The following is a 26,376-nucleotide window of genomic DNA, read 5'->3' as shown; positions in this document are numbered from 1 at the left end:
ACTGTTACTGAAGGAGAGGGTCAGGCCCGGGCCCGCAGGTGTGTGACGCCCTGCGAGGGCGCGCCGAACAGCTGCTGGTCGTCGCTCAGCGACTTGCGGGCCCGCCGCGAGGCCTCGGCCCGGGTGGCTCGGTCGGCGTCGGCGTGCACGTCCAGCTCGGCCCGGGCGGCCTCGATCACCTGCTCCGGATCCAGAGCACTCTCGTGACCGGAGGCGCTTTTCGGCATCGCGTCGGGGATGTTCACGGCGAAGCGCCACAGCAGCCGCAGCGCCTCCGGGCTGGGTCCGTTTGCCGCGGACTGTGCCGCGGTGTGCACCGCCTCGGCGATGCGGATCGCGCCGGTGAGGAAGTCGACGCGTGGTGAGTGCGGTCCGATGATGCGCTGTTCCAGCGTCCAGGTGCTGATGGTGACGAGCGCCCGCACCGGTGTCAGCAGGTCGTGCGCCAGTGCCGGGGGGAGGTAGTACGGCCGGGCGCCCGGGCTGGAGCGGTAGGAGCGCTCCTCGTCCCGGCGCAGGCTGGACAGCTTCGACGCGGACAGCTCGCCCGGGAAGAACGCCTCGTGCACGCCGACGATCAGTTTGGGGGCGGCCGGGGTCCCGAGCAGCATCAGGGCGCGGTGGACATGCTCACGTGCCGGGAGCTGCGCTCCCCGGGCGGCCGGAGCTGCTTCCGGCGCGGGCCGGTGCGGTGCGGGCGCCGGTTCGTCGGCGTCGAGGAGGGCGTCCCAAGCCCGCTCGGCACGGCGCAGCTGCGCCCGCAGCTCGCTGGCGCGCTCGGTGTCACCGGCGGCGGAAGCGTCGCGGATCGCACGACGCAGGGTGCTGATGCTCTTCTCCAGGGCGTCCAGCGGATCACTCATGCCCCAGACGTTACCAGACTTCCAGAGTTTTCCAGACTTCTTCCTGAGATTCGGTGTACAGTCGGCGCCACCGAACCTCCGGCCGAGCGGCGCAGCCCGCGGCCACCCGCCGACCGTCCCCCTGGAGGCGCCCCCGTGACGGCACGCGTATTCCACACCTCCGACTGGCACCTGGGCCGCCAGATCGGCCGCTACCGACGCGACGCCGAAGTCGACGCCGTCCTGGACGAAATCATCGACATCGCCGACGAGTTCGCCCCCGACCTGATCGTGCACAGCGGCGACCTGTTCGACAGCTCCCGCCCGGGTCTGGACGACATACGCCGCGCAGCACAGGCACTGCGCCGCCTCGGCGCGATCGCGCCCGTGGTCGTCGTCGCCGGCAACCACGACACCACTCACGTTCTGACATTCGTGGAGTACGTCCTCAACGACATGGGCAGCCGCGAACATGACCAGGCCCGGATCCGCTTCGCCACCGACGCCCGCCCCGACCGGCTGCTCGTCGCCGACTACCCCGCCAACGACGGGGACCTGACGCTGCGCATCGGCGCACTGCCCTACCTGCACCCCAACCGGTTCACCTACGACTTCGCCGATCCCGCCCTGACGACCGCGACCTACGCCCAGCGGATGCGCACCGTTCAGACCGATGCCTACCATCGCCTGACCGCGGGCAGCGGCGCCCGGGACGTTCTGGTCTTCGCCGCCCATCTCTTCGTCGAAGGAGCCACCCCCTCCTACTCGGAGAGGAAAATCTCCATCGCCGACGACTACGCCGCCGCAGCCACCGACATGCCCGGCATCGCCTACGGGGCCCTCGGCCACATCCACAAGCCGCAGCGCGTCGCCCGCGCCGGATTCCCGGCCTACTACGCCGGCAGCCCGCTGCAGATGGACTTCGGCGAGAGGGGCGACACCAAGAGCGTCGTGCTGGCCGAGATCGGCCCGGGCAGGGAGCCCCTCATCGAGACTGTGCCGCTGACCGCCGGCCGCCGTCTGATCCGCCTGGAAGGCACTCTGGAAGAGATCGCGCAGCGCGCCAGCCGGGTCGGAGACGCGTGGGTGAAAGCAGTGGTGAACGTCGAAGCCTTCAACCCGTCCCTGTCCAACACCCTTACTGCGATGCTGCCGCACGCGACGATCGTCGACGTCGAAGAACGCCGCGCCGATGCAGCCCACCGCGTGCTGGACCGGGAGACCTCCACCAGGGAACTGCCGGGCATCGAAGACCTGCTGCGTGACTATCTGCCCGGCCGCGGCACCACCGGGCCGGCCCTGGAGCGTGTCATGGCCGCCTTCGCCCAACTGCAGGCCGAACCCGACCCCGACGATCCCGCACCGTGCTGCGAGGAGACCCTGCTGACCGCCGCCATCGCAGGCCGCCCCCTCGACAGCATCGACCGCTCCGGCCTGCTGACCGGCACCGACACCAACACAGCGGAGGCGGCACGATGAAACCGCTGGTACTCGCTCTCACCGGATTCCGCAGCTACCCCAGCCTGGCCCGGATCGATTTCACCGGCAAAAGCCTGGTCGCAGCCCTCGGCGACACCGGCGCCGGCAAAAGCAGCCTGCTCGACGCCGTCGTCTTCGCCCTGTTCCGCAAAAGCACCTGGGATGCCAGAGAACCCCGGCATCTCATCGCCGATGGTGCACAGGCCATGAGCGTCGAGTTCACCTTCCTGCACGACGGACAACGCTGGCACGTACACCGGACCATGCACGCCACTAACCCGAACGCCGCCCGGCACCACCTGAAAAACCTGGACACCGGCGAGGAGACCGACGGCGCCACCGCCGTCGACAACCGCATCAAAACGGTGCTGCAGATGAGCTACGACACCTTCCTGCGCGTCGGACTACTCCCACAAGGAAAGTTCGACCAACTCCTCACCGCCACACCCAAGGAACGCAGCCCACGGCTGCGGGAACTGTTCGGCGCCGAGTCACTCGAACTCGTCCAGCAGATGGCCGCCCGCCACAGCCACACTCTCCAGGCACTGCTGAGCGACGCGAGAGCCAAACGCGCCCCCATGCCGCACAACCCCAAGCAGACCGCCGCAGAAGCCGGCGCAGCCGCCGACGCAGCCACCACCCACGCCGAACGGCTGAAGACCGCCATCGAGCGCATCACCGCACTGCGGAGCGAGGTCTTGGCAGCCCGGGCCACCGCGGCGTCGGCCACCAGCACCGCCGAAACGCTGTCAACGTGCGCAGTGCCCGACGCCGGAGCCGTCCTCAACGCACTCGAGCCCGTCGCCACCGACATCGCCGCACGCCACGACGCCCTGGACCAGCGCGCCGTACACGCCGCAACCCGTGAACTCGAACTGACCGCAGCGATCACCGCGGCAGACGCGGTAGGAGAAGGCCAGGACGCGCTGGCCCAAGCCGCCATGATCCTGAAGACCCTCGCGGCAGACGCCGAGGAACACCGCAGTGAGCGTGACCGGCTTGCCATTCTCGCCGAACAACTCGCCGACGAACGCGACGCCATCACCGACGCCGAGGCAGAACTGGACGAGGACGCCGAACACGCAAAACCCCTGGCCGAGCAGGCCAGTGCCGCCGCAAAGACGAGCAACCAGATCCGCACGTGCGCCACCACCGTCCGCACCGCGCTGACCACAGCCCTCACGGCGGCCCGCCGCGTCGCTGGCACTGCGAGCGCACACGCCGCCGCAGTGGACCGGCGCACATCCGCCCGTGACGATCTCGGCCCAGTGGAGGTGAAAGCAGAGGCAGCGCGCAAAGCTGTCAAGGAAGCCGACATTCATCTGGAGGCGCTGCGACAACGCAACACGGCTGCTGCGCTCGCCGCCGAACTGCGCCCCGGTGATGACTGTCTTGTATGCCACCAGCAGGTCCCGGACAACTTCGCACCCTCGACGGATACTCATACGGCCGAGCTGGCCGCGGCGACGGACCGGCTGAGCCGGGCAAAAACCGCACGTGACACGGCCGTCGAACGGCTCGCTAAAGCCCGTGCCGATATGACCGCCGCCGAAGAGGCGGTCCTTGCACGCGAGAGAGAGCACCACAGCGCACAGCAGACAGCACAGGAGACCAGTGCAGACGCGATGCGCGCCTTCGCAGACCTCGCTGCTCTGGCCGACGAAACCGACCCAGGCTTCGACGCCGAAGCAGCATCACTCGCACTGACCGCTGCCACCGCAGCCCTGGCTGCCCCGACCGCTGATGGCCCTGCACCACTCGAGCAGAACACAGCACCGATCGCCGACGCGATCGCCGCATGCGAGCGGGCAGCCGTCAGGCACACCGAGCAACTACAGGCCGATGGGCATCGCCGCATCGCCGAGGTCGAAGCTCGCCGCACTGCGCTGGCCGAGCGCACCCGAGCCCATCAACGCCACACCGACGACACCGCGAAGGCCTCCGCGCTTCACACCCGTGCCGTGGCCAGGACCACCACCCAGGTCAGCACGCTTCCCTCCCGCATCCAAGCGATGCTGCCGCACGACGCGATCGACATCCTCGCCGATGAGGCAGCCGCTGCCGCCGCCGCTGTCACCACCCGGCATGCAGAAGCCCAAGAGCTGTTCGACCAGAGGGAAAAGGCAAGGGCGGAGAAAGCCGAGGTACTTGGCGAACAGCGTGCCCTCGACAAGGACGCTCAGGTCCGGCTGGAGCACCCGCTGAACCAACTGCGCGGCCGACTGGACGTGTGGGCGCAGGCCGTCACTGAGGCCCTCACGCATCTCGATGCCTCCGACCAGCACCAGGCGCCGAAGGCCCCGGCCCAGTCAGAGATCGCCGAAGTCCGCACGTACGCCTCCGAACTGTCGACGACCACCTCAACGCTGGGCGACAAGCTCACCCGGCGTGCCATCGCCGCCGCAGACCACGCAGCCACTGCCGAGAACAGCCTCAGCGAGTGCGCCGCCGCACTTACCGATGTCGACGGATTCGATACCCACGCCGATCTGACAACACCCGAAGCGCTCCACCCCCTCGTTGCCGCAGTCGGACAGGCAACCAAAGAAGCCAAAGACCAGCGCCAGAAACAGCAGGAAGCGCAGGACCTGATCAAGCCAGCCGCTGACCTGGACTTCGCCATCACCGCTGGCAAGGCCCGCTGGGAAGCCCTGGAAGTCCTGCGCCGCGAACTGGTCGACGCCAAGTTCCTGAACCACCTCACCATGCTGCGTACCCAGGCACTGCTCGGTGTCGCCAGCGACCTGCTCGGCCAAATGTCCGACGGGCGCTTCGGCTTCGCCGACAGCTTCGACATCGTTAGCCGCAACTCCGGCGTCGCCCACCCCCCGAACCGGCTGTCCGGAGGAGAGAAGTTCCAAGCGTCACTCGCCTTGGCCCTGGCGCTCGCCGAACTGCACTCCCGCAGCGGCCCGGCCCTCGGCTCCCTGTTCCTCGACGAAGGCTTCGCCGCCCTCGACACCACCGCACTGGACTCCGCCCTTGAGGTACTGCGCTCCCAAACCAACGGGAATCGCCTGGTCGTGGTGATCAGCCACCTGCACGCTGTTGCCGAGGCCGTCGACGACGTGCTGCTGGTGGAGCGGACACCTGCTGGATCGTCCACCCGTTGGCTCACATCGGCCCAGCGCGACGAACTGGCACAGGCCGATCTAGTCAGCGGCCTACAAGCACTGGCGCGATAGCTGCGCCGGAACCTCTTCGACGAACACGTCGTCTCACACGGTCACACTGGCCCGCTGAAATGCACCTTTTCCGGGGTTTGTAATGGATGTCGTGTAGGCGGCAGAGTGCGTGCCGGCACCGCCGGCTGAACCGCGCACAGCTCGGCAAGCACACCCCCCGGTTGCGTTGAGGACGACCTTCGCATCGGCGTGCAGGCCGCCGTCGTCGTGCCGGGTGGGGAAGTCGCGGCACGTCCACTGCCGCGGCAGGCCTGCGGTCGGCAGGCCGTTGCGGGCCGCGGCCCGGTAGGTCAGCGACGCGGTCAGCTTCCCGGTCGGCGGCTCGTCCGTAACGCCCGTGCTGCCTCAGCCTCCTCCGATGCCCGTTTCTGCTTCCTGTCTGTCGTGGGCCCTGACCGGCTATAGCTCGAACTCGAGGTCGATCAGGTCGGTGAGTTCGACTTCGAGGCCGTGGGCGCGGTGGCCGTTGTCGCGGAAGTAGACCTCGCCCAGGGCCTCGGCGGCGATCTGGCGGAGCTGGTCCTCGGTGAGACCGGCCTCCTGGGCCTGGAAGAGGCGGGCGGCGTGGTGTGGGGGGAGGGCGAGGGTGAGGTGTCGGATGCGGGCGTCGTCGGTGCTGCCGGGGGCGGCGGTGTAGCCGAACCGGGCCTGGACATCGATCATGATGCCGCCGGTGGTGGCTGCGGTCTGCTTGGCCTTGGCCCTGACCTGTGGCTGCCAGCGCATGCGGACCTCGCGCTCGAGGCGGTCGGCGAGCTCCGGCCGGGGCTTTTTGATCTGGTTCTTCACATAGCGTTCGACGGTGCGCTGGCTGATGCCGAGCAGCTCGGCCACGCGCCGGGTACTGCCCTGGTGCTGGCGGACCAGGTAACGCATCTGCGGCCCCGCTGACTTCGGGATGGGGCGCGTGAACGCGCCCTGCACCGCCTTGTCGAGTCCTTCGCCGATCGTGACCACCGACCCTGCCCCCTCTACTCTCCGGTGTCCTTGGCGGTGACTTCGCCGGTCTTGATGTAGCGGGCGAGGTTGGCGACATGGCCGTCGCCGGCGAGCTTCTCGAGCACGTTCGCACCCCACAGCACGCTCTGGGTGCCCTCGTGCTTGACCATCCCGGGCGAGACCCCGAGCCGGAAGGAGCCGGGCACGGTCTTGCCGTCGTCGTAGGGCAGGACATCCAGCGGGCTGGGTCCGTCGGCGGCATACACGGCACAGTCCGAGAGGACCGCGACCGGATACTGCCCGGTGGCCGCGGCAAGGGCGACCATCTTGCGGTGCATGTTGATCCGGGCCCGGGAGATCACGGTGGCGCGGATGTCGGGCCGCCAGGTGGGCCGGGAGAGGGCGGGCCAGGCCTGTCCCGGCTTCCAGCCGCCACCGCGTGTCTTCTCCCGCAGCTTGCCGATGCCGCCCTTGACGGTCATCTTGATGGCGTCCACGACGATTCCCAGCTCCGGGTCATGGCTCTTGTAGCCGTCCATCGCCTCCAAGAACTCCTGCGGGGACAGCTTCTCGCCCACGCCGAGATCCGCCATGGTGGCGATGTAGGCGTCGCGCAGCCGCTTGTACCAGCCGTCCAGGTACCGGCCGCTCTCGGGGCGCACCCACGCCTCAGAAGGCGCGACGTCGTAACCCAGCTCGACGGCGTAGGCGACCGTCGGGGTGGCGTACCAGGCCGGACCCGTCGGGCGCCGGCCGCTCGGCGTGAACGGGCTGGGCAGCAGGCCCCCGTCGAGGTCGCGCCACTGCTTGCCCACCTTCACCCGGGACGGATCGACGTGGGAGAGGTCGACCAGCCAGGAGCCGGGCAGCGCCGCGTCGAACGCCGGGTCGGTGACGTGGACCGGCGGCGACGCGAGGCCGACGACGGCGCCGTTGGCGCCCGCGGCGAACGACAGGTTCACGTCGAGGCCGACCAGGTGGCGCATCATGCACTCGGCGTCGGTGAGATCCCGTGCCCAGTCGTAGGCCTCCTCGAACAGTTTCTCGTCGGGGCCGCGCACGTGGAAGCGGGGCAAGTGCGCGAGGACGGGGTGCCCGTCGGTCGCCTCGCACGGCGCCGGGTCGATGGGCTGCGTGCCCAGTGAGCCGGGACGGTGCTCGGAGTGGCGCCGGCCGTCGGCGTCCGGCTCACTCGCGCGAGTCGGTGGGTTGAGCGCGGTCATCAGCTGCAGTCCCGTCACCGCGGTGGAACCCACCGGTGTCGTCACCCGCTGCGCGTACACGCCCAGCACCCGGGCGAGCTGCGCCGGCTCGAGCTGAGTGGCATGACCCCACGCGCGGCCGTCGAGGGCGCGCCAGGACGGGATGCACAGCTGCACGCACTGCCGGTGGCCCCCCTGGGCGGGGCGGTAGATCCGCGCCCAGGGCCCCAGCCCCCGCTTGGTGAGCTGCCAGTCGGCGCGCTGAAGCTGCTTGATGACCTTGTGCTCCTCCGCCAGCCGCCCGGTGAGCCGTTCGGACTGCGACAGCTGGCCGGGCAGGCCGTAGCGCTCGCACGCGGCTTCGGTGAGCACCAGCAGCGCATCGGCGTCCTTGCCCGAGCCGTGCAGCCTCTCCGCCCCGAGCCGCGCCTCGGTCAGCGTCCACTCGACCAGCGCGGGGAGCGACTTGGCGGGCACGTCCATGATCAGCCCGCCGACGCCGTAGCCGGTCACCTGCCGGTCGGCGTCGGCGTCGAGGACGAGCAGCGGGCCGTGCGGGTACACACCACCGGGCGCGGGCGTGCTCACCGGGGCGGCTTTCGTCGCCCCTGGACGGCGCGAGCCCCCCGATACGCGCTCGGCACGCGGGCCCGCCGCTGGGGGAGCGGAGGGGGCATCCTCTGCCCCGGCCAGGGTTGTGGCCGTGCTGTCCGGTGCCTCGCTCGGCGGCGCCTTCGGCGGGCTCACCGTCGGCGTCGACGGCGCCGCGGCCGTGGCCTTAGCTGCGGGCTGCGGCAACGCGGTGTCCTCCTGCTCGGCGCCGGCGCCCTCCTGCTCGGCGTCGGTGCTCTCCGGGGCGGGATAGAGCGTGGCGAGTTGTTCCAGCAGGCGTGCGTACGCCTCCCGCTCCGGCGGCCTGGGCTCGGTCTTGCCCGACTCCCACGCACCGACGGTCGCCCGTCGCACCTGCAGCGCGGCGGCAACCTCGTCCAGGGTGAGCGCGTGGGCCTGGCGCAGCCGCCTGCGCTCCGCCGGCGGCGGCAGCGGAGACCGGGACGCGACCAGCGCGTCCACGGCATCGAACAACTCGGACATGAGACACCTCCGCCCCCACCCTACCGGTGAAACGTACTTTCCACGTACTAGTCACGTACTTTTCGCGTGCCGTGGGCGTGCGGGTAGAAGTGCCCGCGAAAGCCAGGGCACACCGATTCCCGACCCACCCCGCCCGTCCGGGGACGCCGCCCTCGCCCACCGCGCCGAAGAGGGGGCGACGCCGTCTCGCGCAGGAAGCCGCCGAACGCGAGGCGCAGCGCCGGTGTGGACGGACTGCGGACAGAAGTTTCACCGACGACCGGCGGAAGGCCAGCATCGCGCGACTGGGGCCGCAGGGGCAGCCACCCGCACCTGTGCGACGACTGCACGGCCCGGCAGTCGAAACGCGCCGGAACAGGCCGACGACGAGCGCCGTCCAGGACCACCTCGGCAAGCCCCCGTTGTCGGTGGCGGCTGCGAGGCTGGAGGGCATGGACAGCGACGATCAGCAGCTGCTGCGCGGCCGGATCCCTCGCCACGGAGCTCGGGCAGATCGGGCCCGACGACCCGCGCCTGGGCGACCCGGCCCGCTGGGACTGGGGCGGCGACAGCCCCTGACGGCCCTCCACTCGGTCGAGTGAAGACACCGCCGCAGCGGAACCCTCCCCGGGCGCCCGGACGTAGTGCCGTCCATGGAACGATCAACGAGGCGCACGTGAGTGAGCCGGGCCTGGTCGTCGTCGACGTCGCGGCCGCCGACGACGCCACCGCCCTGGCCTTCCAACAGCTGCTCGCCGACCGGTGGGCGACGGCCACAGCGGAGCACACGACCCGAGACGCGGGCGAGCCGGGCGTACGGCTGCGCTGCTACCTGGACATGCGCCAGCAGGTCGACTCATAAGCGGGTGGCGCTGAGGGCGACCTGCCTCGTCTACTTCTTCCGGATGCTGCCATTAGAGATCCAGTGGACCAGGATCGCGGCCGTGTGTAGGGCCGTTTCCGCGGCCTCTTGGGTCACGGGAGCGCTGGTGGGTCCTCCCTCATGGCGGTCCCGCTGGCCGTGCCAAAGCAGGCTGATCATCGCGATGACCGCGTCAATGTCTGCGGGCGCCCCTGTCTTGTCGGCGAAGACCATCTTGTTCGATCGGTCGCCGACCCTGGAGTGCCGACGAGCTATCAAATCAGTTTTCCAGAAGCGAAGTTACTGTTGTAGGGTCGCGCCAGCATTCGGCTTGTGCCGGCTCTCCATCACCCCTCGTGGCCCGTACGGGCAGAGGAAGCGCAATGGTCACCCAGCTCCACTCCCCGATTCTCTTCGTCGAGCGGGCTCGGTGGGTCGCGCACCACGCGGTCGGGAGACGGACGCGTGTGACAGTCGCTTAGATCGTCTTCGACGTGCGGTGACTGATACAGCGACTCCGGAGTTTCTCAACCGGGGTCCGGGCCCTTGCTCTGCCCGGACCGACCGGCCCGGGCCGACTCGCCCTCTCCTGGAAGTCTGATCATGACGACCATCAACATGGCGACCGTCTCCGAGGCGGAGCCTTCCACCCGGGCCAACCCGTTCCCGGGCGCCGACACGTACAGCTGGACCCGGGCCTTCTCCGAGGCGTTGGCCCTCGACACTGGCCTGCCCCCGCTGGTGACCGACGCCATCGCGGCCTATGTGATCCGCCCGAAGCGCTACCTCACCAAGGCGCGGACCGAGACGGTCCACCGCCTTCGCCCCGGGGTGATCGTGAAGGACGAGCAGACGGGCCTGCACGTCCTGTCGGTGACCACGCACGGCTTCGCCGGCACCCCGACCGAATACAACGAACGTGTGCGCAGCGCCTTCGACAGCCCGGCCCAGCCCGACGCCTCCCCTGACCGGGTGCTCCCGAGGCTGACCACCGGGTCCGGCCCGAATGGCACCGCGCTGCCCTTCGTGACGACCGCCGAGCCGGTCGAGCCCACCGTCCTCAACACCCTGTTGGGCATCATGGACGTCGCCCTCACCGAGGCCGACCGCAAGCGCGGCTACGACCTCGCCGAGGACATGACGGTCTTCGGCCAGACCAACCGCACCATGCACGTGCCGTTCGTGCGGACGATCACCGAGAACCACCAGGGTGCCCCCGTCATCCGCAAAGTCGTCGACCTGGTGGCGATCAAGGGCGGCAACCGTTCCCGGGCTCGGCTCAAGCTCCACGGGCTGACTGCTCGCAGCATCGCCTTCGGTGTCCCCATCGGCATGCTCGACCTGCCGGAGCCGAGGGCTGGCCAGCCCGCGCCGCCGGAGTACATCGCCGACCCCGTCATCTGGGTCCCCGCTTTCGCGGACACGCTGCGGGACGCATTCGCCTCCACCGGACACCGCCTGCACGGCACCGCCCAGGCTGCCGCTGAGGTCGCCGCCGTCCAGATGCAGATCATCGTCGGGACGGACAACCCCGCCGAGTTCCACAACACGGTCTTCGACCCGAACCGTGCCGACCACCGCCGCCCGCAGCTCGACTACCCGATTGCGGAGAAGTCGACCTCCGACATGCGCGCGGTCCTGCGCGAGGCGAAGGCCTCGGGCCGCATCACCGAGCCCGTTCGGGCCTGGCTCGCAGGCGAGGACAGCGAGCCGGACGCCCTCCCAGGCTCGGTCACCGACGCCCGCGACCGCCGCGACCGGGCGCTGCTCGGCATGGCCTTCCCCAAGGAGCTGGGGCACGACCGCGAGGTGGCCCGAGTCCTCGGCGAGCCCGAGCGGTACTACGACAGCCGCGAGGAGAACGTCACCCTCCGGCTGCGCATGCTCTCCGCCGCCATCGCCGAGGGTTACCGGACCCGGTGGAACCCGCGCCTGCTGGACGGCACGCTCTATTCCAGCTTCATCGCCACGCGCGGCACACTCGCGGACCGGCTGGACTGGCGGACCGCGCTGGACCAGGCCGAGACCGACAAGACCCAGTTGTCCGACTTCCTCGTGACGCGGGGCCTGCATTGGCTCGCCGAACACGGCATGGTCGACGCCGACCGCGGATCGGCCGACGGCCAGCGGGGACCGGGCCGACGCAGCGGCGTCAGCGCCCGCAACGCCCTGCTGCTGAAGCCCGTGCAAACCATCGCCCTGATGCGCGAGATCGCCCGCGCCAACGACGCCGGCACCCCGCCCCGGCAGGTCGATGAGACCGGAGCTCCGGTCGACGACACCATCGCCGACCGCATCTGGTTCAGCGTGACCTTCCCGAAGACCGGGCGCGCCAAGAAGAAGGTGGACGACCGGCCCAGCGCGTCGGACAGCGCCCCGCCCCAGCAGCCGAAAAGGAGCCCGGAGCAGGTCCTCCTCGACGCCCAGCTGCGCCTCGTCACGAGTCTGTCCAGTGAGTTGCCGCAGGCCTTCCTCGACGCGCTGGCCGTGGCTCGCGAGGCCATTGCCGCCGGCGCGGCGGTCGGCAAGCCCGCGCTGGCCGATCCGCCCTCCTACAGCGTGGAAGTGATGGAGCAGGCCCTGACCCGGCTCAAGCGGGATCTGGGTGCGATGCAGGCTGGCTTGTCCGACATGAAGGGCGAGACCGAGGTCACCATTGACTCGGCCACCGAGCAGGTCGCCAACGCCGAGGGCGAGCGGTGAGCCGCTCCGTGCTGCCGGCAGGGCCGGTGCTGACCGCACCGCTCCTGGCCGGCCTGGCGCTCGTCGGCGGCCGCTACCTGCAGGCGACCTACCTGCGGCCGCTGCCTTGGGCGGACCGCAAGCACTTCAACGACCTGGGTGTCCTCACCGGGATCTACCTGATCACCGACATCGCCGGACGGCTGCGCTGGCTCGGTCAGGCAAGCCGCCTCAACGGTCTGACCGGACGTCTCGACGGGCACGACCGCGATCCGGCCAAGAGGGCTGTCTTCGCCTGCGTGCGGGTCCTGCACCTGGACGACCTGACGCCCACCGAGGCCCTGAACGCCGTCGAAGGGCGGTGCGCGGACCTGCTCGGCGTCCGGCAGAGCATGAAGCCGCGTCGCTGGCCCCCGGCGACGAACTGGCTGTCCTTGGTCGCCTAGCGCGATGGTGGCCGACACCCACGTAGGTGCCGGCCACCACCCAGTGGTGACCCCGATCCGCCGTCAGCCTTCGGACAGGTGGTCGACGGCGATGGTGGCGAAGTCCTCGGGAGTGAGAATGCGGATGCCGACTCGAGGATGACTGACGGGGAACCGGTTCACGTACTGCGGAGCCGGGTGACCGTGACGACCGCGTGCCGGGTCGTACCCGCTACGACCTCCACCACGGTGATCCCCCCGGCGGGCGTGTAGGAGTCGCCGGCCTTCGTGAACGCCCGCCCGGCCTGGGGAACCAGCCGCGGGGCAACGACCGAGGACAGGGCCGTGGTCGGCCGTTGGGACAGCGCCCCCGTCCGTCGGGCAGCCGTACGGTGAGCGCCTTAGGGTGCCGGGCGCTGCCGGTGAACCCGACCACGGCCGCGTCGACGGTGTCGGCATGCCGGATCTTCGCCCACACCCGGCCCGTCTTGTAGGCCCCTCGCAGCGGCTTCGCCACGATCCCCTCCACGCCCGTTCCCTCGAGCGCCGCGTACCAGAGCAGGGCCTCGTCCAGGTCCGTGGTCGACCACACCGGCACGATCGACGGACCGGCGTCGGCGAGCACGTCCAGGAGAACCTGGCGGCGCTCCACGTACGGACGCGGGAGCATCCCCTGCGCGATCAGTTCCTCCCCCTCGGCATCCCGGATTGCCAGCGCACACCTGATCAGCCGCAGCACGTCTCGGGCCTGAGTAGCTCCGGACCGGAGAAAATCGGTGGGTCCGGTCCGGAGCTGCGCCGATACTGGCGACGACGGAAGTGAGGCTCCCATGCCGCAGGTTGAACCAAGTGTTCTCGGCGCCCTCATTCAAGCGGCGGAGGACGCCGTTTCCTATGAGGCCATCGCCGTCATGCTCGCGGCCGCGGACATCGATACGACCACGGCCGCCGCACAGCAGCGTGATGCACTGGTCGCCGCGCTGCGACTCCGGCTGTCCGGGACGGGGAAGGCACAGGTTTTCACCGGGACGCTCCCCGACGACTTGCTCAAGGGGCGCACTGTAAGCCTGACTGAGGTCACGACCGACACGTTGGAGATCTGGAGCGCCTACGCCGATGCGGTGAGTGCCCCGTTCGTCCGAGGCCGCCTTCATCATCTGCTGTCACACGCAGGACACGGCCGCAAGTTCGATCACGCCCGGAGCACAGCCGTCGGGTATCTGGACGCGGCACCGCTTCTGCTCGCCGCTCCGAAGCGCTTCCTCGGCCTGGCACGCGCGACCGAGTGCTTGCGCTGGGCCGGTGAGCTCGCCCGGGCCTTCAACCAGCCCGACCTGCAACAGCGCGTTACTGAGGACATGGTTGCCCTGATCGAACGAGTCCTGGCCGACCCCGAGGACGAGCCGGGGATCGTGCGTAGCCTTCTGGAAGGACTGCGCCTTCAGCGTTACGACATCACGGACTTCGCGGAGCGCGCCGCACGTCGTCATACCGACGATGTGCACGCTCATGTCGACTTCCTCAAGCTGCTGCAGGAGGTGGCGCCCGCCTCCCGCGGAGCCGACATCGACACAGCGATCGTCGATGCCCTCCTCGACGCCGCCGACGCCGACGTCAACGCCGGGTTCCGTCGGCATAACCTGCTGACCTGGGCCGCGACCGAAGCACGGGACCGGGGTCTGTCCGAACTGAGGGTGCGTGCCGAGATGGCCCTGCAACAGACCGATCCGGACTCTCTGGGATGGACCTGGATCCGCCGCGTAATCATCCCCCCGCGAGGACTGTCCGCCGGGGCGCGAGCGCATATCGACGCCGCCGCGGATCTGCGAGACGCCCTGTGGCGAACCACGCAGGACGTGCATCCGGCGATGCGCGAGCACGCCGACGATGCGGACATACTCGAAGGGCTGCTGCGGATTCCGCGCACGCGCATCAACACCGCCGGACCCGTCCAAGTCACCCCGCCCGTCGACGCCGACGACAACCACGTCGTCGCGCTGCAGGTCCTCGCGATGGACTTCCTCGGGCACCTCACCGCCGATCAGCTCGACCGCATCCAAGAGCGCTTCGTACCCGACGAGGCCGAGCTGATCACCGCCCTGGCCCACGACACTGTCTTGCCCGAGCCGCGCGCCCGGACCCTCGCCCACGCCTTCGGGTACTTCTGGCTGGAGGAGCTCGATGCGGCGGCGTGCATCGCCCTGCCCCAGGTCGAGCAGATCCTCAGACAGCTCCTGCGACCCCGGGTGCCGATCGTGTCCGCGGCCAAGGGGCGGACCCCCGGCACCGTCGACCAACTGGGCGGACTCATCCGCAGCATGCCGGCCGCCGGGTATCCCGCGGACTGGAGCAGAGCCCTGGAACTCCTCCTCGTCGACCCCGACCGCGGCATGAACCTACGCAACGACATCTGCCACGGCCTGATCGACACCCCGCCCAAGCATCGCGTCGCGCTCATCCTCCAGGCGGCGCTGTACCTGCTCAGCCACGCCCACGGACACCGAACCCCCGCGCCCCTTGCACAGCCCGCCCCTTGAACAGGTTCAGGCCGAGCTCAAAAACGACGGGGGCAGCGGGATGATGGCCTCGGCGAGTCGGCAGCCCTGTTCGGCACAAGCATCATCGGCTGTACCTTCTCCCCACACACCAGACGCTGCGGCCTTTTCCGATCGGCCGCCTGGCTTCGTTCACGTGAAGTGGTTCCGGCTCAGGTGTTGTGGAGTGGTCATGGCGAGTGAGCGAGCCCCTGCCGCATCGGATGCGTGTGGAGCTGGGGTGAGCGCCAGAGCCCGGTCCCGGGCGCAGCAGGAGGTAAGTTGGAACGACTGGCAGTCGCATGATTGCGTGCGCCCGCGAGGAGCAGAACCCAGGCGCACCCAGTAGCACAGCAGGTCAGGCTGCGTCATCCAGCGGCTGCTCGTGGACGATGGCCTCGTCGATCCACCGGAGAGCAGCATGTGCGATCAGCGCCGCGCGGATTGCATGCGCCGGGGAGTACGCATGGCCGCCGGCAGCGTGCGCGGTGCCGTTCCGGTTGAAGGATGTGCTGCCATAGCCGTCGCCCCACCTCTCGAAGATCGTTGCGATACCAGCTCCGACAAGGACCAACTCGACGTCCGGGAGTGTCGCGTCTTCCCACTCATCGAGCTTGATGGGGTGGAAGTGGCTGCGGGTCTGGTTCCTGCTCTCCCTGCCGCTGCACTCCAAGTAGCGCATCATGTGGACGTTGACGACAACGTCGACAGCCGCGGCAGCCGCCTGAGCCGGCCCGTACAGGCCGTGGCGGATCGCCGCGGTCGCCTCCAGCAGCATGGAGCGCAGGTCCCCGTGGTCGGCAACCGTGACCGTGGCTAGCGAGACGTCGATGTCGTCGGCGATCGCTGCAGCGTTCTCGACGAAGACGGCACTGCGCGCCTCGACCTCCTCGGCCTGGAGCAACTCCGCGACGATGGCGGAGCGGGGAGCCCAGGCCAGCGAGGTGCCGTCCTCGTCGTTGACCTGAAACACCTTCTGCAGGTCATCGGTGGAGAGGTCCCGGAGGTTCTCCGGGATGACCCGCTTGATCGCCTCAGCGAAGCCCCGCATGGCCTCCAGCCAGCGCGAGCGGTTGTCGGCGAGGATGCGCCCCAGATCGACGCCGAAGTCAAAGTCCGGCACCTGCACCTTGACGCGGGCGGCCTCCTGCATCTGCTTCGCGAGGCTCGCATGCCACACCGGCACATCGACCTTGATGCGGGCGATGTCCTGCATCTGCTTCAGCAGGCCCGGGTCCAACGTCGGCACGTCGATCTTGATCCGGGCGACGTCCCGCACATGCTTGAGCAGGGCAGGGTCTACCGCCGGGATCGAGAGGGGAACGCGCGCCTTCGCGAGACCTACGAACAGCTCGTCCAAGCGGTTCTTGAACGAGTTGAGGGACGTGAGTTGCCCAGTGATCTGCTCGCTCGCCCTGCGCACCGTCTCGCGGGCGCCCATCAGGTCGGTCACGTCGACCGGGTCGACACCCGGGGCCCACCGGAAGGATTCGCCCTGCGGGGCCGGGGTGCCGGAGGGGGTGCCCTCGGTGTGGTTCTCTGGTTCTTCGGGCTGCGAGTCCTCGGACTCCGCGCTGCTTGTGTCTGTCATGGGCGCGCAGTAGACCCGCCCACTGACAATCCGGCTGTCGCTTTTTGACGGGGAATCGGGGTGGGTCCAGTCCTGTGGGCGGCAACGTGGAACGTCGTAGATCACCTGCAGTGCGGCACGTCAGCGGAAGACCTGCTCGATGCCGAAGACCAGCTGATGGGCCCGGGGCCAGCCAGCGTCGACAAACACGTCGCAGATCTGCCGCACCGCGGTGAGACACTCCGGCATACGCAGCAGCTCCCGGTGATCGGCCAGGACGCGTTCCACGAGGGAGACACACAGGTCCAGCGCCAGAGAGTCGGATGCGTAGACGACGGGCGCCCCGGGCGCGGTGAGCACATCACGCACGGCCAGCAGCGCCAGCCGAGGCCTCTCGTCGAACACATGCGCGTACATCTGGATGAGATGGTGCGTGACCCCGGGCACAGAGGCGTTCTGCAGCAGGTCCACCACGGGAGCGGCCTCATCGACCAGCCGTACCTGCTCCACGGTCGCGGGTGAGCCGTCGTGGCCCGTGGCTCCGCTCCCCGCGCACAGCTGCAGGGCAATGTCGTCCAGCAGGCGGGCGCTGTCCTTGATACGGGCCTGGCCCGCGCTGTCCCACTGCTCGGAGGGTGTGGCGTAGGCCTGCTGGAGCACGGGGAGGGCAGCTTCGGCGAGCTCGGTGATCAGGGTGAGGGCACGAGCCCGGACGGCTTGATCATCATGGTTCAGCAAGCCGCTCTCCCGCAGCGTATGCAGGAGCGAGGCCCACACGGTGCGCACCTCCCAGCGCGCCCGCAGGTCAGTGAGGACGGTGGCGGCCTGGGGGACTGCCCGGTCCACCCACAGGTAGCCGGTGATCTCGGTGAGGAAGGCTGCGACGGAGCAGGGGGCATCGTCGGGCTCGACGCGTGCGGCCACCCGGGACAGCAGACTCATTCCCTTGCCGGGATCACCGAGTTGCAGGCAGGCGACCTTCAGGGCGGCATTGAGGAGCATCGGGTCGGACTCGTGCTCGGCGAAGCGGTCCAACAGGTCCCATGCCGTATCCGGGTCCGTCCGGGCCAGGTTGTAGGCGCTGCGGGCGACGCAGATTCTGACCCAGGGTTCCGGGTGCCCGGCCAGACTGAGGATCGCGTCCTTCACCTCGGGCGTGTACCAGCCGGGCAGGCGGCTCAGCTGCAGCAGGCCCGTGGCGGTCCAGCCGCAGGCATCGTCGGGGATCTGCCCGCTGAAGTGCTGGTCGGGAGCAGTGGTCTGCTGCGGTGGGGCCAACATGCTCAGCAGTACCTCGCGAGCCAGGTGCCTGGGAGCGTCGGGTGCCTGGGCAGGGCGGGTGAAGCGTTCCGCTGCCTGGGCCAGGAAAATCTCGGCGCGGTGGCGCACCGGTTCCGGCTGGGAGCGAGCGAGCGCGAAGAGCTCCCGAACGGCCGGTTCGATGGTGGCCATCGCGTCGACAGACGGTGCTGTCGCCTGGTGTACATCGACGAACTGCCGCAGCTGATCGATGAGTTGCTGGCATCTCTGCTCGTCTGCGCTGCCGGGAGGCGGGGCGGCGGCCGGAGGAGCGGCCGGTGCCAGGTCGCTGTACCCGCTGTCGGCGACAGCGGGGGACTGGTCGGCTGCGAGATCGGCGTGGACCAGGTGAGCAGGGGAGAGCGCATCAACCAGCAGCTGGTACGGATCCGCCGCCCATCCAGGCCACGCGGCGTCCTGCGCGGGGCCGGTGCCCTTCAGCACACGGACGGCGTCCTCGAGACGGCCAGCTTGGTCCGGGGCGAGAGCCGGGTGCACGACGCTGATCAACCCGGCCAGGGGCGCAAGCAGGTCGGGGAAGTTGAACGTGCGGACCAATGCGTCGGCAGGAGAAGCCAGGTGTTGTGCCAGGGCGGCGTTGTCTGTGGCGGCCTTCAGCAGACGCCGCCACACGGCTGCTGCCTGGGGGGCTGCCGCCACCGCGTCCAGCAGCCCCTCAAGCTGCGCGGGTTCGGTGGTGGTGACGGCTTGCTGGAAGGCATCGAGCAGGGCGACCAGGTCGCGCCGCTGGTAGGAGCCCAGGTCCCACAGGCGGGAGTCGTCGGCGGCCACACGGATGACGCGGCCGGCCACCTCACCGGTGTGCTCCGTAACCGTGTCGGCGCCAGCGCGGCTGAGCCGGGTCAGGATGTTCAGAGCTCGGGTGACGTCAGCGCGGTAGACCGCCGGGAAATGCTGGATCAGCTGGTAGCGGTTGGCGCTGTAGTCCTGCTGTTGGGTGGACACCAGCGTCAGCACCACACCCGAGCCCATCTGGGTGGGCTCGCTGGATGCCTCGTCGTAACTCATGACATCCACATACAGGTCTTCCACCAGCTCCGGCAGGCATTGCAGCAGGCGGGGCACGTCCTGGGTGAGGGCGAAGAGATCGTTGTGGCCGCGCTCCGCCAACTGCCCGGGCTGCAGGGCCCGGTGCAGCAGGTCGGCGGTGTCCTGCGGGGCGCTGGAGGCGGTGTGGACGACTGCCGTGATGGCCAGCCGGGTACGCAGGGCGACGGGCAGCGTCCACAGATAGGCCAGGAGGGCTCGTGCCGCCCGGCCGCACTGCGCGAACGCGGGCGCGGGCAACGACTCGGATGCCAGGTCACAGACCAAGATGAGCAGGGCACCGGGAGCTGCCACGGAGTGCTGCGAGAGCCGTTCGGTCAGCTCGCACCAGACCCCCAGCCCGTCGGCGGTACTGCTCTTGACGGCAAGGGAGACGGCAACAGCCAGCGCATGCGCAAGATGTTGCGCCCCGGGTGCGCCCGCGATCACCTGGTCGAGCAAGGGGACCAGGGCCTCTGCAGTGCGGCAGCAGCGCACCACCACGCCGGCGACCGCCGCGGCTGCCATCCGCGGCATCGGCGCTTCCGCCAGTTTCAAGGCGAGCTGCCAGAACGTCGCGGGGCCCTGCCGCCAGGCCAGTTCCAGATACATGTCCACGCTGGGATGGGCGAACAGCAGCGCATCCGGATCGGCACTCAGACGGCCGGCCAGACCGTTGTTGCCGACACCGAAATAGGCGCGGGCGAGGGCGTAGTCGAACAGGACGTGATGGGAGAACTGCACCGGCCCCAGCAGCCCGCTGTCCGCGCCGATCTCGGATGCGGCGGCCGGCATCAGCACCCGGTCAGACAGCAGGGCGTTCAGCACATCGGCCGCCGATGTATTGCCAGCCAGCAGCGGCTGGGCGGAGACGGCCAGCTGACGCGCCGCGACCGCGGCCTGACACCACTCGGTCAGGAAAGCAGACCGCTGCGGGCCGTCCGGCACCCCGCTGACACGCTGCTTCCAGTAGCGGCCCAGCAGGTCCAGGCGGCTGTCGACAGCGTGCAGGTCGGCCGGCTCCACCCCCTCAAGGAGCAGTTGGGCAGCCAGCCGCAGATTGAAGGGGTTACGCAGCAGGCGCTTGACCTGATCTTGGGAGGACGCCACCAACTCAGCCAAGGCAGGCACAGCGGTAAGGATCTTCGCGAATTCGGCGTCGTCCCAGTCGCCCACCACCAGCGCGTCACCGGGAATCAACGAGCCCAGGCTGGCTGAATGCTCAAGGTCCCAGGTTCTGACCGAGGCCACCACGCGCCAGTGGGGGAGTCGCTGGCGCACCTGCCGGATCAGTTGCCGCCACAACTGCTCCGCCGTACCAGACCGGGCGGCGTCCAAGGCGTCCAGCACCAGCAGACCCTGCGCACCGGGAGCCCATTGCCCCAGCGCCTCCAGCAGCGGATACTCAAGATGCAGTTCATCCTGCAGTTGCCCGGCGCTGAGAGATGCGAGACTGCTCACTTGCAGGAACAGCACAGGACGACCGGCCGCATGCCAGGCGCCGGCCAGGTGATGCAGGGCTGCGCTCTTGCCCGCGCCTGGCTCGCCCGTCACCAGGCACGATCCCTGCTCCGCCTGTACGGACAGAACATCGTCCACCCCGCGCTTGACCGTGACGTCTCCCTGGGGGCCGGGAATCGCGGTCAGCTCGCCGTCCATCTGCGCTAGTGTCTGCCGGGTCAGTGCGGTCAGCCGGGCCACGTCCGCCACGAAGTCCCGGATCGTCGCCAACCGGACTTTGATCTCGGTGAGTTTGGTCTGCAGCCCGGCCAGATCGATGCCCGTCTGTTTCTTGCACAGCTGGTCACACACGCGCAGCAGGGTGTCCCAGGCAGAGTCGGCCTGGTCCGTGCCAGCCACCACCGCCACCCGCAGCAGAGTCAGAGCCTCCCGCTCACCGTCCTTTCCCTCTTCAACATCCAGCACCCACACCCAGCACCGGGCAAGGAAGACCCGCAGCTGCGCATCGCTCGGCTCGACTGCAGGCTCCGTGTGCTGCTTCCACGCCCGCTTCACATGACTGACGAACGTGGTGTAGGCCCTGACCTGCCGGGCATTGCATCCGGCGGTGAGGCTGGAACCAGACGGAGCTTCGCGGATGCGGTCGAGGGCGTCGGCGAGATCCTTGGTGACGGTCGAGGGGGAATCCGAGGTGGTCACCAGCACCAGTCGGTCAGTCTCGTGCCCCGCCCACAGATGCTGCCTGACGAACTGGTCAACGGTCTTGGCCAGTTCACTGCCCGTAGTCGTTCCGAGCGTGATGGACCGCTTGGCCTGCAACGCCAGGACCGCTCCATCCGCCAACCGGACACGGCAGTCGTCGACCGGCTCCCCGGTCTCGCAGCAAACCTCCTGTATGGCGCCGCTGTACAGCCCGCGTACCCCCGCAGCCGCGGTACCCGCCAGCGCCCGGACAGCGAACCAGGCGGCCACTCGCGCCTGATAGTCGAAGCCGCCAGCACCTGCGCTGCCGCCGGCATCTGTTCTGGCGGCAGCACCTGCGCTGCCGCCGGCATCTGTTCTGGCGGCAGCATCCGCACTCATCTGCTCAACCCCCTTGTGCTGCGGTCATCATAGAGACGCGACGGGTTTCCATGAAGCAAGTCGCTTTACGCCAAGCGCGCCAGTCAGCCGGTGTCGTGGGCATGGCACAGGCGACGATTAGAGCCTGTGAAAGCTGCGGCATCGCCTGCGGCCGTAGATCACGGCCGCAGGGAGTCTCTCTGTGGCAAAATACGCAGCGACCGCCCGCTCCCAACTGCGGCAGCTGGCCCGCGTCCATATGCGTGGGGCGGGGCCTACGCTGATCTCCGAGTTGGCGCGGGCTCTGCTTGACGCCCGCGTCGCGTGCGCTTCCCGTACGGCATACGTGCGCTTCCCGTACGCATGCCGTACGGGAAGCGCACGAGCAGGGCAGCCGGTCGGCCTGCATTTCACGCCCACTCCATGCCCAGCTCCCGCAGCGCGTCCAGTTGCGCCGGGGTGAGCTTGTCCCGCCTCGCGCGGGTGTTCGATGTCCACACACCCAGCTTCACGACCACCGGCTCCGTCTCGCCGTCGACCACGATCTCTTCAGCGTGGCCGCGCGGTACAGGTCGATGGCCTTCCCGCTCGACCCACTGCGCGAGGGCCGCCAGGCCCCGCTGGAACGCCTGCTGCGCCTTGCTCGGACCCTTCGCTGCACGGCCGGCCGTCGGGGCGGGAGACGGCGCATCAGCGGGCTTGATGCCCAGCGTGGACAGTCGCTCCTGCTGTTCGGGCAGGAGCCGCGTCCAGACGGCTGGTTGCTTCTGCTGCTGGAGCCACTTGCCGATGTCGTCGCCGTCCATCAGCACGCCGGGTGCGATGTCGGGCAGGCTGCCGTCGGCGTCGACCAGGTCCGCGAGGACGCGGTAGTGCCGCTGCCAGTCCAGCGGCCACGGACAGTTCCAGTCCGGGTCGACTGCGGCCAGCTGCTTCGCGCGCTGTGCCGCCCGTTCCGGGCCCTTGCCCAGGCCGCCCTTCCGGCGCAGGTTGGCCATGTGCTGCCCGACCGGCACCATCGCCTCACCCTCGCCCCACACCGCGTCCTGACGCGGAGCGAGGTGCCCCATGGCCCGCCGGTAGGACCGTAGCGCGGCGAGCTTGTTCTCCCACGCCTCCTCGCCCGGCTCCCACACCATCCCGGCCTCCGGCGCGTCCAGCAGGGTCTTGCGCCGCTCCTCCAGTTCACCTGTCCGCAGCGCTTTCCTCTGCTGGTGGACCCAGCGCCCAAGTGGAAAATCCTTCGTGACCCCCACTTCCACCTCAACGTCGTAGGGCACGGCGTAGAGGCCGTTGATCTCGTTTTCCTTCCGCCAGCGGAGCAGGGCCTGGTAGCCCTCCAGCCACACAAGGGACTCGGGACGGTAAACCCGGGTGCGCAGGAAGGCCGCGATGGTGGCTGTGTCGCGCGGGCTGGAGAAGTGCAGCAGCGCCGCTTCAGTAGCGGCCTGCGTGTCGTCCTCCTGGTCCTCGCCGTCACCCTCGCCGCCGACCCCGACGATCTGGCCATCCTCGTCTCGCCGGACGTGGACCTTACGTTTCCCGCTGGTGAGAGCGCGGGAGGCGAGCTGCTCGACGAGTCGTTCATCATGACTGCGGAGTCCTTGGAGGACCGCTACAAGAGGGCGGAACGAGGCGCTGGCGACCATGTCCGTCGGGTCCTCGCCCGGCTCCAGGAACACCGGCACGATGATCCTGGCCACCTTAGTGCTGCCGTCCCGGTTCAGCCTGAGCGCCCGGCCGACGTTCTGCACGATCTCCACCTGCGAACCGCGGGTGTCCGCGAAGCAGACGGCCTCCACACCCCGCTCGCCGGTGATGTCCACGCCTTCCCCGAGCACGCGAACGCTGGCGAGGAAGGCGCGGTGGACCCGGCGCCCGGCCGCGTCGATGCCGCCTGCGAACTGGCGCAGGACCTCACGCCGCTCGCTGACGAGGTGGTCGCCGCACAGCCACGCCGACCACACCCGGTCCGGCGGGACGTGGCGGCCGGCCTCAAGCTCGTAGAACTCCGCGCCGATCGACGACTTCGGCAACCGGTCCGCAGCCGCCAGGTCATGGTCCGAGGCGTCGTTGGCGTACAGCTCGGCTGCGGTATCCGGCAGTTTTTCCGCGAACGCCATGGCCTCCTCCACCCTTTGGTGGAACGTCATGACCGTACGCAAGTTGTACGCCGCGGCGTGCTCCAAGAGCGCGGTCTGCAGGAGCGCCAGGCGCCGGCCGCGCTGCGCTTCCTCGGATTCCCCGAGGGCGGGGGAGGGGTCGTGGATCTCCAGTACGTCGATCTCGAATCCGGCGAGGATGCCCCGCTCGATCGCCTCGCTCAGTCCGAGCTCGGCCAGCCAGGGCCCGTAGGTCTGCGAGTCCTGGCCCATCGATGCCAGCTCCAGCTCTTGGCCCTGCGCGCCCTTCTGCGGCCGGGGTGAGGCGAGGATGCGCGGGGTGGCGGTGAGGTAGAGCCGGAAGTCGGCAGCGATTCGCGCGTTGTCGTGGATCGCTGCCCACGGCCTGCCGAGATCACCTGCGGTTGAGTGGGCCTCGTCCACGATGGCGAGGTCGAAGCCCGCCATCTGCTGCCCGTAGAGCCGTTCCCCGCCCGCCAGAGCAGCCTCGAGCGGCCCACGGACGTTCCCCTGACCGAACGGGTCCTCCGGGTCCTCGCGGTCCACGAGGGAGGCGTACGTGGCGAACACGACCACCGGGCCGGATCCCGCCCACAGGGCGAGCTGGATGGGGTTGGTGGTGGTGCGCACCCCCAGCGAGTTGAACACCGGGTCGTTCTCCAGCGAGCACACCGCCACCATGGGGGAGCGGTGCCCTACAGTCCGCCACGCCTGGGCGGTTTGCACGAGCAGGTCCAGGGTCGGCACGGTGACGAGGATCCGGCCGCTGGGGAAGCACTCCAGCGCGCACGCGGCGGCGGTGATCGTCTTACCTGATCCGGTCGCGGAGACGATCGTGCCTCTCGCGCCCTCAGCCGGCACAGCAGATCTTGCAGGGAATCCGACCCATTTCCGGAACCGTGATTTCTGTTCCACCTGGTGTTCTCGGAGCTGGATCAAAAGAGTTCTCCCGGCTCGGGAAGGATTTGCGTGGCGGAAGTAATCCGGTATCCGCCGCGTGGGTAGAGGCCGCCGTTTCTTCCGTGGATGGCCCAGGCTTTCGCGGCTGCTTCATCGGGTGACGCCGCCATCAGGTGGACGGCGGGGGCAGGCATGGCCGGGCTGGAGCCGTCGGCGGTGGGCCGGGCATCGATCCGGTAGATGCGATGACGCGAGATCTCCGGAGCCGCGCGCCCGGACCGCTCGGCCTCGGCCACATCTGTCATCAACCGCTGCAGACGCTGCTCTTCATAGCGGACAGCACGCGAGTCGTGGCAGGGCGCGTACGCGGCCATCCGCTCCCTGTCCACGAGAGCGGCGATCCGTTCCCACTGAAGGCGCCGCAACTCAGCGATGAACAGCTCGCTCAAGCGATGCGGCTCTGCAGGGCACACCCGTGCACACCCGGCGCGTTCCTGCGCCAAGCGCACTTGCGCGGCCACCTGGTGTCGATCGAGTCCGGCGGCTTTCGCGACGACCCCGAGCCCGGACGAGCTCATGCGGAAGATACTCGTAGATCAACACGCAAACCGCTCCCCACCGGATGTCCCTGAATTACGCCAATGCTACATGCTGCATCACATCGAGATGCAGACGCGCGAGACTCCCGGAAAAGCTCCTGCACAAGATTCCTTCTGCCCTGATGGTCGTGGCACATCGGGGTACACGGGCCCGCATGGCACCGAAGACCGAACGCATCCAGTTCCTGCGGGCCGTGCGGCAGCTGCACCGCGTCCGCTCCCTCTGCGCCGTGGGCGCCCTGCTGTGGGCGGCATCCGCGGCCTGGACCGGCTGGCAGTCACCGGGAAGCCGGCAGATGTGGGTGTCCGTCCTGCTCCTCACCGTCTTCACCGGTCTCCTCGTCACCGCGGGCCTGTCCCTGCGGCGTCTCGCGGTTCCCGTGACGGGCCGGCCCGCACATCACGCCGCCTCGCACAAGGCGAGTACCCGCCACGCCCACGCCTGAGGACCCTTCAGCGTGCTCGCATGACTCGCCAGGCTCCTGCCTGGCGAGTCATGCGACTTCGAACGCGCGCCACCCATGTCTGTGGGGGCGAGGGCCGGGCATACGGGCTTCACTTCCTATGAGAGGGGCTTGTCATGCTCGGCATAGTCGCGGCAGTGCTGTTCTTCATCGCGTTCCTCATCAACGCGGCCGAGATCAGCACCAATCACACGTTCTCGTCAGTCAACGTCATGCTCCTGGGGCTGACCGCGCTGGCCCTGCACGTTGCGGGAATCGGTAGTACTTGGTCCCGTAGACGCTGACCCTGCGTCAAGCCCCAATACCCGCAGGGGCCAGCCGGAGAGACAGGTGCAACCGCCCCCATGCTGCCGCTCGGGCCGCAGGCCCGTTTGCTTGCCCCGCGCAGCGGGGCCGGCCCGTGTGGCGCGAAGCGTCACGCGGTGACCGGAGCGCAGCGAAGGCACCGTGTGGGGCGCAGCCCCCACTGCTCCGGGAGCGCAGCGGACGGAGCATCACCCGACCTGCGCAGCAGGTCGGGTGTGCTGACCGCGCAGCGGTCAGCCAGCGCTCCCGCGGAGCGGGAGCGCAACACCCGCGCGCAGCGCGGGTGTTCGCTTGCACATCGCGCAGCGATGTGGTACCCGC

At 69.3% G+C, this 26,376-nt stretch carries 16 protein-coding genes; 8 read left to right on the top strand and 8 right to left on the bottom strand.

Annotation, left to right across the window (positions count from 1 at the left end):
- Positions 1–20 precede the first annotated feature (20 nt).
- Entirely contained in the window at positions 21–863 is an 843-nt protein-coding gene (locus KBY32_RS12845; RefSeq protein WP_210980067.1) for a hypothetical protein, read from the bottom strand.
- A gap of 135 nt (positions 864–998) precedes the next feature.
- Here KBY32_RS12845 and KBY32_RS12840 point away from each other — a divergent pair, with 135 nt between their 5' ends.
- Positions 999–2,321: an exonuclease SbcCD subunit D gene (locus KBY32_RS12840; RefSeq protein ID WP_210980066.1), complete on the top strand. Its 1,323-nt coding sequence runs from the start codon at positions 999–1,001 to the stop codon at positions 2,319–2,321.
- Positions 2,318–5,506, top strand: a complete 3,189-nt coding sequence (locus tag KBY32_RS12835) for an AAA family ATPase (RefSeq protein ID WP_210980065.1) — start codon at positions 2,318–2,320, stop codon at positions 5,504–5,506. Before KBY32_RS12840 ends, KBY32_RS12835 begins: the two co-directional genes overlap by 4 nt.
- A 399-nt stretch (positions 5,507–5,905) precedes the next feature.
- Here KBY32_RS12835 and KBY32_RS12830 read toward each other — a convergent pair whose 3' ends face one another.
- Both KBY32_RS12830 and KBY32_RS12825 read right to left on the bottom strand, forming a co-directional pair.
- Positions 5,906–6,463, bottom strand: coding sequence for an XRE family transcriptional regulator (locus KBY32_RS12830; RefSeq protein WP_210980064.1), 558 nt, complete (start codon positions 6,461–6,463; stop codon positions 5,906–5,908).
- A 14-nt stretch (positions 6,464–6,477) separates the two neighbouring features.
- Positions 6,478–8,742 (bottom strand): helix-turn-helix transcriptional regulator, encoded by a 2,265-nt coding sequence (locus tag KBY32_RS12825; RefSeq protein WP_210980063.1) that lies wholly within the window; start codon positions 8,740–8,742, stop codon positions 6,478–6,480.
- Positions 8,743–9,397: 655 nt separating this feature from the next.
- Here KBY32_RS12825 and KBY32_RS12820 point away from each other — a divergent pair.
- From KBY32_RS12820 to KBY32_RS12810, 3 genes are all read left to right on the top strand, one after another.
- On the top strand, positions 9,398–9,583 hold the full coding sequence (locus KBY32_RS12820; protein ID WP_308293708.1) for a DUF6207 family protein: 186 nt from the start codon (positions 9,398–9,400) through the stop codon (positions 9,581–9,583).
- Positions 9,584–10,186: 603 nt separating this feature from the next.
- Positions 10,187–12,286, top strand: coding sequence for a hypothetical protein (locus KBY32_RS12815; RefSeq protein WP_210980062.1), 2,100 nt, complete (start codon positions 10,187–10,189; stop codon positions 12,284–12,286).
- The gene (locus tag KBY32_RS12810; protein ID WP_210980061.1) at positions 12,283–12,711 is read left to right on the top strand and encodes a hypothetical protein; all 429 of its coding nucleotides are present in this window, start codon (positions 12,283–12,285) and stop codon (positions 12,709–12,711) included. Before KBY32_RS12815 ends, KBY32_RS12810 begins: the two co-directional genes overlap by 4 nt.
- A gap of 211 nt (positions 12,712–12,922) precedes the next feature.
- Here the strand turns inward: KBY32_RS12810 and KBY32_RS35955 are convergent, their stop codons facing one another.
- Positions 12,923–13,360, bottom strand: coding sequence for a hypothetical protein (locus tag KBY32_RS35955; RefSeq protein WP_374224930.1), 438 nt, complete (start codon positions 13,358–13,360; stop codon positions 12,923–12,925).
- Positions 13,361–13,520: 160 nt separating this feature from the next.
- On the opposite strand from KBY32_RS35955, the gene KBY32_RS12805 reads away from it, so the two are divergent.
- Positions 13,521–15,227, top strand: a complete 1,707-nt coding sequence (locus tag KBY32_RS12805; RefSeq protein WP_210980060.1) for a DUF4209 domain-containing protein — start codon at positions 13,521–13,523, stop codon at positions 15,225–15,227.
- Positions 15,228–15,582: 355 nt separating this feature from the next.
- Here the strand turns inward: KBY32_RS12805 and KBY32_RS12800 are convergent, their stop codons facing one another.
- The 4 genes from KBY32_RS12800 to KBY32_RS12785 form a co-directional block, all read right to left on the bottom strand.
- Complete coding sequence (locus KBY32_RS12800) at positions 15,583–16,815, bottom strand: hypothetical protein (RefSeq protein WP_210980059.1); 1,233 nt, start codon at positions 16,813–16,815, stop codon at positions 15,583–15,585.
- Between the two features lie 120 nt (positions 16,816–16,935).
- A complete protein-coding gene (locus KBY32_RS12795; RefSeq protein ID WP_210980058.1) occupies positions 16,936–21,684 on the bottom strand; it encodes an ATP-binding protein in 4,749 nt (1,582 codons plus the stop codon).
- Between the two features lie 389 nt (positions 21,685–22,073).
- Complete coding sequence (locus KBY32_RS12790; RefSeq protein WP_210980057.1) at positions 22,074–24,725, bottom strand: DEAD/DEAH box helicase; 2,652 nt, start codon at positions 24,723–24,725, stop codon at positions 22,074–22,076.
- Positions 24,722–25,264: a hypothetical protein gene (locus tag KBY32_RS12785; RefSeq protein WP_210980056.1), complete on the bottom strand. Its 543-nt coding sequence runs from the start codon at positions 25,262–25,264 to the stop codon at positions 24,722–24,724. Before KBY32_RS12785 ends, KBY32_RS12790 begins: the two co-directional genes overlap by 4 nt.
- Before the next feature lie 176 nt (positions 25,265–25,440).
- On the opposite strand from KBY32_RS12785, the gene KBY32_RS12780 reads away from it, so the two are divergent.
- Together KBY32_RS12780 and KBY32_RS12775 are read left to right on the top strand one after the other, a co-directional pair.
- Complete coding sequence (locus tag KBY32_RS12780; RefSeq protein ID WP_210980055.1) at positions 25,441–25,731, top strand: hypothetical protein; 291 nt, start codon at positions 25,441–25,443, stop codon at positions 25,729–25,731.
- A gap of 134 nt (positions 25,732–25,865) precedes the next feature.
- Positions 25,866–26,033, top strand: coding sequence for a hypothetical protein (locus tag KBY32_RS12775; RefSeq protein ID WP_165939570.1), 168 nt, complete (start codon positions 25,866–25,868; stop codon positions 26,031–26,033).
- The last annotated feature ends 343 nt before the right edge of the window (positions 26,034–26,376 follow it).

The sequence above is a fragment of the Streptomyces sp. RK62 genome, assembly GCF_018070255.1.
GTDB classification, from domain to species: Bacteria; Actinomycetota; Actinomycetes; order Streptomycetales; family Streptomycetaceae; genus Streptomyces; species Streptomyces nigra.
This window is presented reverse-complemented; position numbering and strand designations above follow the sequence as displayed.

Coding starts and splice junctions, on each gene's coding strand:
- KBY32_RS12780 (WP_210980055.1), top strand. CDS start 25,441: ATGGCACCGAAGACCGAACGCATCCAGTTCCTGCGGGCCGTGCGGCAG.
- KBY32_RS12835 (WP_210980065.1), top strand. CDS start 2,318: ATGAAACCGCTGGTACTCGCTCTCACCGGATTCCGCAGCTACCCCAGC.
- KBY32_RS12805 (WP_210980060.1), top strand. CDS start 13,521: ATGCCGCAGGTTGAACCAAGTGTTCTCGGCGCCCTCATTCAAGCGGCG.
- KBY32_RS12825 (WP_210980063.1), bottom strand. CDS start 8,742: ATGTCCGAGTTGTTCGATGCCGTGGACGCGCTGGTCGCGTCCCGGTCT.
- KBY32_RS12800 (WP_210980059.1), bottom strand. CDS start 16,815: ATGACAGACACAAGCAGCGCGGAGTCCGAGGACTCGCAGCCCGAAGAA.
- KBY32_RS12845 (WP_210980067.1), bottom strand. CDS start 863: ATGAGTGATCCGCTGGACGCCCTGGAGAAGAGCATCAGCACCCTGCGT.
- KBY32_RS35955 (WP_374224930.1), bottom strand. CDS start 13,360: ATGCTCCCGCGTCCGTACGTGGAGCGCCGCCAGGTTCTCCTGGACGTG.
- KBY32_RS12785 (WP_210980056.1), bottom strand. CDS start 25,264: ATGAGCTCGTCCGGGCTCGGGGTCGTCGCGAAAGCCGCCGGACTCGAT.
- KBY32_RS12815 (WP_210980062.1), top strand. CDS start 10,187: ATGACGACCATCAACATGGCGACCGTCTCCGAGGCGGAGCCTTCCACC.
- KBY32_RS12795 (WP_210980058.1), bottom strand. CDS start 21,684: ATGAGTGCGGATGCTGCCGCCAGAACAGATGCCGGCGGCAGCGCAGGT.
- KBY32_RS12775 (WP_165939570.1), top strand. CDS start 25,866: ATGCTCGGCATAGTCGCGGCAGTGCTGTTCTTCATCGCGTTCCTCATC.